Here is an 11,755-nt window from a genome sequence, read left to right as displayed (position 1 = left end):
TCATTATACCAATAATTATTGACTATATTTGTGACAGGTTTGTAAAGAGTAAAAAACGACGAGTTATGCCCGTCGTTACTTTCATTCATCCTCTTCATCAAAAACTTCATCAATCATGCATTTCTCTAATAAATACTCAAATGTAATATCTGCGAGATCTTCAATTTCTTCTCGTTTTGGAACGTACCCTCTTTCAATTAGTTGCTCATAAAAAAACTCCGCAATCTCTTCCGTATCAATCACGACTTCAATTTCCTTCATGAGCATCACTCCTTTATTTCTGTTTTATGAAAAAATCTCAAAATTATGTATATGAGATTAGAAAAATAGATTTTATTTTTTTATAGGTCATAAGCTTTGGACGAGATGCATACGATTGTAGTACAAGCTATTCAAAGGGGGAAATAATAATGGAAAATCAATATGAAGTAGGACAAACAAAAGAAGAGTTCATGCATGAAGATCAATGGGCAGACTCTCTTATAAAGTGGCTTTTTATTTTTTTAATAGTTGTAGGCATACCTTATACTGCATATGTTGTTGTTCAATTTATTCTCTCTTTCTAGTTAACTATTTTTTCTCTGTCAATTTAACTAAATAATTATGAACAACATCCATTACAATTTTATATTCTTCATCTTTAAATGTATCGAACAATAATTGATAATCGTTATAAATATCAAGTAATCCATCAATGATTTCTTGACGATTCGTCTTAACACTCACTTTTTTCGAGTTGTTAATTGACTTTAACTTTCCTAAATCTAATTTATTCATACCTGCTTTATCTTGTTTCATTTTCTTCAAAATTGCATTTGCCGTTTGAGCATTGGCGAGTAACGTTAAATCTGATTCATCCGCTTCTAACCATTCACCATCCGTAATCCGTGACAATTCATAAATTGTATCTTCCCATGCGTCATTCTTATATCTCCATACTTCTGTACGAAAACCAACAATACGGAAAACATCTTTATCATATCCAGTTACTTGCACAAGATCACCAAACGTGAAATTATAATTTAATTCAATCCACTCCGTATCGCCCTTTTTCATATCTTGCTCTGTAACGTGCTGCAATGTTTGCTCTACGTAAAATCCATCATGATTATTGACTTCGTATACATAAACTCCATCTAAAACCTTCATATTTGTGATTTTCCCAACGGTTCCATATAGCGTAATCACGACTATGTCCCCTACGTTGTATTTAGGTTGTTTTTTTCTTGCCATCTCTATCTCTCCTTTTTTTGACGTCGTGATTTTGATATCAGTATATGCAACCTACATAAAAACGCTTATCACAGAAGCTTATATTCATAAATTTTTTCAATAAAAAATATAATCTTATAAAATTTACATTACACTCAAACAAAAGCTAGTAACTAGACTAGCTTCAAATCAACAAATTTCATAATAAAAAAACATACAGAATACTTCACTTTAAATAAAGTAATGTATTCTGTATGTTTTCAAATAGTTTTTATCTATCTTGTATGTATAAATCCCAGGCTTCATCAAATATAGACATACTTTCTAGCATTCCGCTCAACTCTAAGTATGAACTAATTTCATCATAGTCTTCAGATTGCTTCGGAAAACTTAAATCATCATACATCGCCTCTGCTAAATCTGAAATTTCATTTCTAAATAAAGCTGCACGATGCTTCATCATATAATGGTAAAATGTCTTTTTCAAAAATATTCCCTACCTTTCTAACTTGGGTACATTATACAAGGCAAAAAAGAAAAAAACCAGCATAAAAGCTGGTTAAAAGTCGAAATAATTTCTTTTTAATAGACGCGGTCTTCCCATTAATTCTTCATATGTTAGTTGTTTTGGTAAATCTTTCGTGTAAATTAAGAATAATTGATCTTCAATTTCTTTTACTGTATGGTCTGATTGATAGTCCATCCCGCACGAGGAACAAGAAATACATGGTGTCTCTTGGATTTCAATGGCTTTCGTACCATCTGGTAATTCCCAATATACAGTATTCAAGCTTTCTTTCGCTTCTGTACTGTCACACCACATACAATTCATACTGCATCACCCTCAGTTTTTTTGTCGTTTTCTTCTAACTTAGCCATTTGTGCTTGATATTTTTTATCTTTTAATTGATCGCGCTTATCACGTTTATCTTTTAAAGATGCATGAGTATCATTATCTTCGTAGTCTTTACGACGGTTCATACGCTGTAAGTCGTCTGGAACGAGGTTAAATTTCTTATCGCTCATAAGACCTGCGATACCAACATCTGAACGTTTTTCTTCGTAGTTCGGATAAATCTCTTTAAAGTATCCTTCCGCTCTTCCTGGAATATAGCTCTCTGGTTCTGGATACGTCGTAATAACACCTTCAAAGTTACGAAGTACAACTTTATCTGCACTTTGTGAGATTAAATAGTTTGGCTGAAGTGCAATTTTACCGCCTCCACCTGGCGCATCAACAACGAATGTCGGAACAGCATAACCAGATGTGTGTCCACGTAAACCTTCAATAATTTCAAGACCTTTAGATACTGGTGCACGGAAGTGACCGATACCTTCAGATAAGTCACATTGATAAATGTAGTATGGACGTACACGGATTTTTACTAAGTCATGCATAAGTTTTTTCATAATTGGAACGCTGTCGTTAATACCAGCTAAAATTACTGCTTGGTTTCCGACTGGAACACCAGCATTCGCTAACATTTCACATGCCTTTTTCGATTCTTCAGTAATTTCAATAGATGTATTGAAATGTGTATTTAACCATACTGGATGGTATTTTTTAATAATGTTACATAAGTTTTCTGTAATACGTTGTGGGAATACTACTGGTGCTCTCGTTCCGATACGAATAATCTCAACATGCGGAATCTCTCGTAAATTTTTTAATACATATTCTAAAATTTTATCGTTAATTAGAAGTCCGTCACCACCGGAGATTAATACATCTCGTACTTGTGGCGTTTCACGAATATAAGCAATTGCATCATCTAATTGTTTCTTCGGTACACCCATTCCAATTTGTCCACTAAAACGACGACGTGTACAGTAACGACAATACATAGAACATTGATTTGTTACTAAGAATAGTACACGGTCTGGATAGCGATGTGTTAGCCCTGGAACTGGTGAATCTTCGTCTTCGTGAAGTGGGTCTTCTAAATCATATTTTGTTTTATATAACTCTTCCGAAATCGGTACTGATTGCATCCGAATCGGACAGCGTGGATCATCAGGATTCATTAGCCAAGCATAGTACGGTGTAATATTTAACGGGATCGTTTTCGTTGAAATTTTAACGCCCTCTTCTTCTTCAGGTGTTAAGTTAATCACTTTTCTTAAGTCATCTAACGTTTTGATCGTATTCGTTAATTGCCAAACCCAATCATTCCATTGCTCTTCAGTAACATCTTTCCATAATTCGATATCCTTCCAGTGACGATTTGGTTTGTATACATCATGTAACATTGCTATTCCCCCTTTTTATACGCTCATCCTTTATATAAGCAATAGTTATGCCAACTTTACATTGTTGATAAGTAAATGTGCGGAGAACCCTATTACATAAGCGAAAAAATATTTTTAAGCGTTGTATGAAATCAATACTTAACATCATATTCATTACTTTTTATATATGTAAACGCTCTTTTATTCGTGCAAACACACAAAAACCGCCGATTATTCGGCGGTTTTGTCGTACTTGCTCAGTTTATATTGAAGCGTTTGACGAGGGATACCCAACATTTTTGCGGCTTGTAATATATTCCCTTCCGTTTCAATCAACGCTTGATCTATTAATTCTTTTTCTGTTTGATGAAGTGCTTCTCTAAGTGGCATTATACCCTTCTTCTTCGAAAACTTCTCTTTCCGAAATGTACGTGGTAAACAATTGGCTGTTAATGTATTCCCTTCTGCAATAATAACAGCATGTTCAATCGTATGTTTTAACTCCCGTACATTTCCAGGCCACTGATAAGCTTGCAGTCTATCTTTCGCTTCCTCATCAATTTGAAGTACACCTTTTTTATAACTTTTATTATATTCTTTCAAAAAATAAGATGCTAATAATAGTACATCCTCAGTTCTTTCACGAAGCGGTGGGATATATAATGAAAATACGTTTAAGCGATAATATAAATCAGTGCGAATTTTATTCTCTCGTAAACATATTTCTGGAGGCTGGTTCATCGCGGTAATAACACGAACATCTACTTTTCTCGTCTTATTATCACCAATTCTTCTAATGACTCCATCTTCTAACACTCGTAACATTTTTGCCTGCAAATCAAGAGGCATTGAATTCAGTTCATCTAAAAATAATGTCCCACCATCAACAAGTTCAAATAGCCCAGCTCTTTCAATCGCTCCCGTATAGCTTCCTTTTGTCGTTCCAAACAATAAACTTTCTAATAGCGACTCTGGTAAAGCTGCACAGTTTTGTGCAATAAATGGCTTGTTTTTTCTTTTAGAAGCTTCATGAATTGCTTGTACGAACAGTTCTTTTCCTGTTCCTGTTTCACCATATATTAAAACATTCGCGTCTGTTGGTGCTACTTTTTGTGCTAACTCTTTCGTCTGTTTAAACCGCGTATCATTTGTCACTATCGTCTCAAATGCAGCGTGCTTTTTAATCACTTTTTTTCTAGATGATCGCTTTATTTTCGACTGTAAGTCAACAATTGTGTCAGTAAGCTTTTGAATTGTAGAGTAATCCTTTGCAATTTCAACAGCCCCAGCAATATTCCCATCTATAAAAATAGGTAACGTCGTATTTACTGTACAAACATCTTCACCATTTAAATTTTGATAATGTTGTACCTGATGTACGATAGGTTTTTTTGTATCTAGTACTTTCATCAATGTACTCGTTTCCCTTGATAAAGACGGGAACGCTTCTAACAGATGTTTCCCTAACACTTTTTCAATCTTCGATCCATCGTGTTTTGCAGCTACAGAATTATAAAATATTGTAATTCCATTTTCATCTACAGCGTGTATAGCCTCATCAATACTGCCCAAAATCGCTTCAATGACTTCTTGTGTCGAAACTGCTAGCAATGTCATCCCCCCTTTTGCCGAAAATCCAGCAATTACATGCCGAATTTTCGGCACACCTATGTGCGATTGTAAGCATGACGATTCCGTTCTATAATTTTAATCAATTTTATATTTTCATTAGATAACTCGAAACTCTAATTAGTACGGCTTTTTCAAACACCCAGCTCCACCTAACTGTTTTGCTTTACAGCCAAATTTTGAGGCGGAAGTTTTACTGCTTTCGAATAGCTAGAAAGATCTTTCACCCATATATTCATATCTTCCAACTTATCGAAAATGTAGCAATTATTCGCCAGTCTTCCTGTATACGTATAGCCTAATTGATGAAAGGCAGCATTCATTCCGAAAGAAAGCGATCGAGCAATTGTATAGGAGCAGAAAATAGATCTTTCTTGAAGTTCTTCCTCTAATTTAATTAGTAAACTTTTCATAAATCCATGTTTACGGTATTCAGGTAAAGTAGCACAATTCGTTAATTCTGCATTCCCTTCCTTTATGTTCATTTCTGCAGATGCTGTACTAATAATTTTCCCCTCAAATTCATACACGTAGTAAATTGTATCGTCTTCTTTCATCGTCTGTAATACATAACTCGCTTCATTTAAAGGTGTCGGATACACTTCAAATACTTTTCCGAATACAGTTGCTAATTCTTCTGCATCTTCTTCAGTCGCTTTTCTCAGCAAAAATTTCTCTGGAACTACTTTTTCTTTTATTTCTTTTCCTTTTACACCGCTTAATATAGTATCTTCCTCAATCCAATGCATACTATTTCGTCTTTCATCATTATTATATTTCACAAAAAAGTATGCATCGTGTCCTTGAAAATAATGAGGTATCGTTGCTTCCAACAAAAAACCGAAAGAGAGCCATGTTGAAACATGCTCTCCCTTTCCTTTAATAATACATTTAGTGAAAGAATGTTTCTCTGCTAGTTCGTCAATTGTCTGTATAATACTTTCAACATTTCCTGTATAGTGATCTACCCGAATACGCTTATTAAAATAATCTAAAACACCTTCTACTGTATAACAATTCGTCTGTTCTCTAAAAGATTCATAGTATTTCATTTTTTCACCTCACACCAATCTAGTAATGTACATGCAATAATTTTTGCGGCAGCTATCATTTTATCAACTTCTATATATTCGTTTGGATAGTGTGCTACTTTCGTCTCTCCTGGACCAAATACTATTGTTGGTACGTTTGCAATTTGTGTAAATAAACCTCCATCAGTCCCCCACGGAGATGCTTCAATAATTGGTTCGTTCCCTTCGATTTCAACAAAGTTGTGATGAAGTGTCGTAATGAGTTCATGATTCTCTTCTAGTTCACCAGGAACCCATCTCGCTCCAAACCATTCTACTTCTACTGGATTTTCAACAAACCAATTGTCCACATCATTTAATTCAGCAATCCAATTCTCAAACTCTTCTTTTGCCGCCTCTATAGTCTCATTCGGCGCAACACCGCATCTTCCTTCTAAAATTAATTCATCGGGAACAGAACTTGGCCAACTCCCTCCTTCAATTTTCCCAATGTTAATTGGAATTGGAATCGGAATTTCTTTAAATAACGGATCTGTAATTCGACTATTTCTTTTCTCCTCTAGCTTTCTTACATGTTCTATAACAAACATACTTTTTTCAATTGCACTAACCCCTTCATAGCGCGTTCCACCGTGTGCAGCTTTCCCTTTTACACGTAGACGAAACCACATGGAACCTTGTTGTTTCGGGAAAAACTTCATATTAGTAGGCTCCGGAATAATGACACCATCTGCCTTATATCCTCGTAATATAGTTGCTAATGTCCCTGCTCCGCCACTTTCCTCTTCTATTACACTTTGAAAATAGATGTCTCCTTTTAATTCAATGTTAGATTCAATAATCGCTTCCATCGCAAGCATAAGTGCGACATTTCCGCCCTTCATATCCGTCGTTCCACGGCCATATATACGATTTCCGATTTTCTCACCGCTATAAGGATGATGTTCCCACTGATTCACATCCCCTTCTGGAACTACATCAATATGCCCATTCAATATCATAGATTTCCCGTCGCCACTTCCTTTTAAAGTTGCTACAATATTTGGGCTATCTGAAAAACTTGTACGGGGTGATACAAAATAAGGATGATCTTTCATTTTAGAAAAAGAAGGCTCCCATATATCGAGCTCTAAACCTAATTCACGTAATTTTTCAATCACAATTGCCTGCGCACCGCTTTCATCACCAGATACGCTCTTTTCTTGAATTAATCGTTTTAAAAATTTCACACTTTCCTCTTCATGGCTCTCAATATAATCACAAACTTGCTTTTTTAATTGCTCCATATATTACATCTCCCTTCATTCAATTACTAGTAAGTTAGAACTAATTTGAAAATCAGCTTCTGTATGTCGTTTTACATCTTCTACTGTGTATGGGCTCATTAATTCTTGTAATATAAGTCCACTCGGAGTTACCTCCATGACTGCCATATCAGTAATAATTAAATCTACACATTTCTTTGAAGTTAATGGCAATGTACACTCTGAAACAATTTTTGCATTTCCGTACTTATCAACATGATTCATCACAACAACGACCCGCTTCGCTTTTTGTGCTAAATCCATTGCTCCACCAATACCTGGAACACGTTTTCCAGGTACAATCCAGTTTGCTAAATCACCATTTTCACTTACTTGTAATGAACCAAGAATCGTTATGTCTAGCAAACCTTTTCGAATCATCCCAAACGCTGTGCAGCTATCGAAATAACTTGCTCCTGTTATAAGAGAAGTTGGTAAACCTGCTGCATTACACAAATTTTCATCTTCATTCCCTTTACTTGGCGTTGGTCCCATGCCGACGATTCCATTTTCCGCATGAAACATAACATTTATATCTTCAGGCAAATGATTTGGTACAAGCGATGGTATGCCAATACCTAAATTTACAATCATACCATTTTGTATTTCTTTCGCCGCACGCCTAGCAATCTTATCCCTCACTTCTACGCCCATACCCATTTCCAGTTCACTCCTTCCGACGGTACAATATAATTTACGAAAACACCTGGAACGACAATTTCCTCTGGATCTAAACTTCCAAGCGGGACTATTTCTTCTGCTTCTACAATTGTTATATCCCCAGCCATAGCTACATGGGGATTCATATTTCGTGCACTTTTGTCAAATACAAGGTTACCAAACGGATCTGCCTTTTTCGCATATACAATTGAAACTTCAGCAGTTAATGCTGTTTCAACTAAGTAGGTCTTACCATTCATTTCAACTGTTCTTTTTCCCTCTTCCACAATCGTATCAACACCAACATCAACTAAAACACCACCAAGACCAACGCCACCAGCGCGAATACGCTCTGCTAATGTTCCCTGCGGAGAAAACTCAATTTGTAACCTTCCCTCGTTTAGTTGCCTTCCTGCATTTGGATTGGAGCCAATGTGAGAAGTAATTATTGATTTAACTCTTTCATTTGTAACAAGACGACCGATACCTACATCAGGAAATCCAGTGTCATTTCCAATTAAATTTAAATTTGTAACGCCTTTTTCTAAAATTGCCTGTATTAAAGATGGAGGGGATCCAATCCCTCCAAATCCCCCAAACATCAATGTCATATCATCATGGAACAAAGAAATTACTTCCTCAATTTCTTTTAATTTACCGAATGTATTTGTAATAGTTGTCATGCGATACTATGCCCTCCTTTTTGCATCATCTCTTCCACACTTTTAGAGAAAATTGAAAGTAATTCATCTAACTCGGAATATGTAGTTGTCATTGGCGGTGCTACAAGCAGTGCACTATCTTCTTTTCCTGCTTGCCCTGAAACTGCTTGGTATAAAAGCAGACCATTTTTAGCTGCAACTGAAATAAGCTCTGACGCTTTTGTAAACGGTTGCAATTCTACCCCGATTAGCAACCCTTTTCCGCGCACATCAGCAATGATTGTCGATTGTTGCTGAACTTTCTGTAAGCCTTTTATTAAATACTCTCCCTTTTCTGCTGTTTTTTCAGGAAGATTATGTTTCTCCATATATTCAATAACAGCTAAAGCCGTTGCTGCAGACAATGGATTTGCACTTAACGTATGACCGCTCATTACTGAACGTGATCCACGTAATATTGGTTCCATAACACGATCACTTACAACTGTCGCTGCCATCGGTGTATATCCCGCTCCTAACCCTTTACCAAGTGTCATAATATCCGGCTCTACGCCCCAATGCTCCATCGCAAACCATGCTCCAGTACGACCAAGCCCAGTCATTACTTCATCCGCAATAAATAAAATATCGTAATGGTCGCAAATCTCTTTAATGACTTTATAATAGTCTTTCGGCGGAACAACCGCGCCTCCAGCTGCTCCGATAATCGGCTCAGCAATAAAAGCAGCAATATGCTCTGCACCAATTCTTTCAATTGATCTTTCTAGTTCAGTCGCACATGCCAGCTGACAAGTTGGATATACCTTTTGAACAGGACATCTGAAACAATATGGAGCTGGTATAGTCGGATAATCTTCCAAAATAGATACGAAACGTTGTCTACGTAGTGGATGCCCAGACATCGATAAAGCACCCATCGGAATACCGTGATAACTCATCCATCTTGATAAAATTTTATGTTTCCCTTGAATACCTCGCTCTTGAAAATGCTGAATTGCAATTTTCATAGCTGTTTCATTCGCTTCCGTGCCACTATTTACAAAAAAACTCCAGTTCAAATCTCCTACACTTAAATCACTTAACTTCTTCGCTAATTTTTCAGCTGGTTCACTCGTAAACTGTGATCTATAAACGAAAGCAATCTCCTCAGCTTGCTTTTTAATAACGTCTGCAATCTCCTTTACGCCATGCCCAATACCTGCCGTAATTGCTCCTGACGAACCATCAAAATATTTATTGCCATTTTGATCATACAAATAAACACCTTTTCCATGTGAAATCATTGGATACGGCTGACCAACAAGTGGTTTAATTAAGTAATCGCGCATAGCGCTCCCCCATTTCTCCAATTTGTATATATATATGAAGAAAATTGACGTTTCTTTCATAAAAAAGAATCCTCTGCAAAAGCAGTGAATTTATCAAAAAACTATTATAAAATATACAAATGAGTGCTTAAAAATTTTTATAAAACAGAAAATTCAGAACTAAAAAACCGAAGACCAACCCTTTTCTATACGCCCAAATAACCCTCCTTTTTATATGAAATGACTACATCACCAAATGTTTTTATAGCATAATGCCAACTGTCCTTAAATGCCGACATTCTGTACACTTCGACGGAACTCCCGTTAAACTCCTTCCTATTATCCTACTTTAAATTGCATATTTTAAAACAAATTTCGACACCCACCTTACTAATCAATTCAGATTCCTATTCATTATGTAAACTTTTCAGTTTTAAACTATAAAAAAAGAACCGATTAACCACACTAATCAGTTCGTCATGACGCTCTCTTATGGGTTAATACTGTCAATTGCTAAAATAAATAGAAAAATGAAGTTTACAAATTCATCCTACAGCCTATAACACAAAACCTTTTCATAACTTCATTCACAACTACTATCGGGATATCCCTATCCCGAAGTGCACTCCTTTCCTCAGATTCAAAGTATCTTTCCTTTATAATTTATGTAGGACAATTATCACTTTGTATGTGTATTTGCCTATAATTAAAAAAATCCCTAGTTTTCTAGCGATTTTTGGACATGTATTCAATATGTTAATTGAAATGCACTTTCAATTTGGCATTTATTTTACTTTCGTACAGTCATATGTACTGCTTTACTCTGCGAAATTCTCGTATGCACCAGCACCTCTTTATGAAAACATATTTGTTGTCAATTTTTAATTTTCCCTTTATAAAATCATTTTTTTTGCATAACCGCTTTCTTGCTTCGCATATAGTTTTAATGATGACAAAGGAGGAATGTTCATGTCTCAATCTGAAATCGAAAAATATGGACAAGAAGTTACACAATACGAACAACTCGCACGTTACTATCAGTTTCGTAATCCTAAAAAATATATAGAATTATATATGAAATATTACGATGCACTATCAAAACTTGTACAGGCGTATGAAACAAGAGACTCACAAGAAGCTGCTTTACCGTCACATATAAGAATTTTTCATGCCGATCCAAATATACCAGCGGTTGACATTTTAGTAAACGGACAAAAGGTTATTAAAAATATTTCATTTAAGCAATTCAGCCCTTATTTATCATTAGTGCAAGGTAAATACCGTATAGATATTGTTCCTGTCGGAAATGAAACTCCAATCTTTTCAGCGTTGGTACCAATAATGGGAAATCATACTTATACTCTTGCTGCAATAAATAGTGATAATCACCTACAATTACAGCCTATACTTGATAATACACATTTACCAGCTGGTCAAGCCAAAATACGGTTTGCACATTTCTCTCCAGATACCCCTGTTGTAAACGTAGATTTAAAAGATGGGGATCATTTATTTGAAAATGTACTCTTTAAACAAATAACAGATTTTTTGCAAGTTAGCCCTGGTACAGCAGATATTGAAATTTCACTCGCAGATAATAAAAACGTTTTATTGACTATACCAAAATTCAATGTTGAACCAAATGTTATTTATACAATTTCAATAGTAGGTTATTCAACTAAAGATCCTAAATTAGAAGCCGTTATACTCACAAATTAAAA

The 11,755-nt window shown here is 35.5% G+C and carries 13 protein-coding genes; 2 read left to right on the top strand and 11 right to left on the bottom strand.

Features of this window, described 5'->3' with window-relative positions:
- Window positions 1-81: 81 nt before the first annotated feature.
- Window positions 82-261: a YozD family protein gene (locus tag BC_RS11310; protein ID WP_000658451.1), complete on the bottom strand. Its 180-nt coding sequence runs from the start codon at window positions 259-261 to the stop codon at window positions 82-84.
- A 149-nt stretch (window positions 262-410) separates the two neighbouring features.
- Between BC_RS11310 and BC_RS11305 the strand changes: the two genes are divergently transcribed.
- Entirely contained in the window at window positions 411-566 is a 156-nt protein-coding gene (locus BC_RS11305) for a DUF3930 family protein (protein ID WP_000431486.1), read from the top strand.
- 4 nt (window positions 567-570) lie between these two features.
- Here the strand turns inward: BC_RS11305 and BC_RS11300 are convergent, their stop codons facing one another.
- The 10 genes from BC_RS11300 to BC_RS11255 form a co-directional block, all read right to left on the bottom strand.
- Window positions 571-1,233 (bottom strand): hypothetical protein, encoded by a 663-nt coding sequence (locus BC_RS11300; protein WP_000101499.1) that lies wholly within the window; start codon window positions 1,231-1,233, stop codon window positions 571-573.
- Between the two features lie 250 nt (window positions 1,234-1,483).
- On the bottom strand, window positions 1,484-1,699 hold the full coding sequence (locus BC_RS11295) for a YozE family protein (RefSeq protein ID WP_000750717.1): 216 nt from the start codon (window positions 1,697-1,699) through the stop codon (window positions 1,484-1,486).
- A 72-nt stretch (window positions 1,700-1,771) separates the two neighbouring features.
- A complete protein-coding gene (locus BC_RS11290) occupies window positions 1,772-2,044 on the bottom strand; it encodes a YokU family protein (protein ID WP_000995763.1) in 273 nt (90 codons plus the stop codon).
- Window positions 2,041-3,462, bottom strand: a complete 1,422-nt coding sequence (gene ablA / locus BC_RS11285) for a lysine 2,3-aminomutase (protein WP_000902142.1) — start codon at window positions 3,460-3,462, stop codon at window positions 2,041-2,043. The genes BC_RS11290 and ablA overlap by 4 nt, the downstream gene beginning before the upstream one ends.
- 210 nt (window positions 3,463-3,672) lie before the next feature.
- Entirely contained in the window at window positions 3,673-5,058 is a 1,386-nt protein-coding gene (gene rocR, locus BC_RS11280; protein ID WP_011110073.1) for an arginine utilization transcriptional regulator RocR, read from the bottom strand.
- 164 nt (window positions 5,059-5,222) lie between these two features.
- Complete coding sequence (gene ablB / locus BC_RS11275) at window positions 5,223-6,122, bottom strand: putative beta-lysine N-acetyltransferase (RefSeq protein ID WP_000878594.1); 900 nt, start codon at window positions 6,120-6,122, stop codon at window positions 5,223-5,225.
- A complete protein-coding gene (locus BC_RS11270; RefSeq protein WP_000436698.1) occupies window positions 6,119-7,387 on the bottom strand; it encodes a peptidase in 1,269 nt (422 codons plus the stop codon). The genes ablB and BC_RS11270 overlap by 4 nt, the downstream gene beginning before the upstream one ends.
- Window positions 7,388-7,402: 15 nt before the next feature.
- Complete coding sequence (locus tag BC_RS11265; RefSeq protein ID WP_000525293.1) at window positions 7,403-8,065, bottom strand: CoA transferase subunit B; 663 nt, start codon at window positions 8,063-8,065, stop codon at window positions 7,403-7,405.
- Window positions 8,050-8,748, bottom strand: a complete 699-nt coding sequence (gene atoD / locus BC_RS11260; protein ID WP_000208102.1) for an acetate CoA-transferase subunit alpha — start codon at window positions 8,746-8,748, stop codon at window positions 8,050-8,052. Before atoD ends, BC_RS11265 begins: the two co-directional genes overlap by 16 nt.
- Window positions 8,745-10,055 (bottom strand): aspartate aminotransferase family protein, encoded by a 1,311-nt coding sequence (locus tag BC_RS11255; RefSeq protein ID WP_001205874.1) that lies wholly within the window; start codon window positions 10,053-10,055, stop codon window positions 8,745-8,747. Before BC_RS11255 ends, atoD begins: the two co-directional genes overlap by 4 nt.
- Before the next feature lie 948 nt (window positions 10,056-11,003).
- On the opposite strand from BC_RS11255, the gene BC_RS11250 reads away from it, so the two are divergent.
- Window positions 11,004-11,753 (top strand): DUF4397 domain-containing protein, encoded by a 750-nt coding sequence (locus BC_RS11250; protein ID WP_000083284.1) that lies wholly within the window; start codon window positions 11,004-11,006, stop codon window positions 11,751-11,753.
- Window positions 11,754-11,755 lie beyond the last annotated feature (2 nt).

The organism is Bacillus cereus ATCC 14579, assembly GCF_000007825.1.
Classification (GTDB): domain Bacteria; phylum Bacillota; class Bacilli; order Bacillales; family Bacillaceae_G; genus Bacillus_A; species Bacillus_A cereus.
The sequence above is the reverse complement of the archived record's forward strand: the minus strand, read 5'-3'. Positions and strand labels throughout refer to the sequence as shown.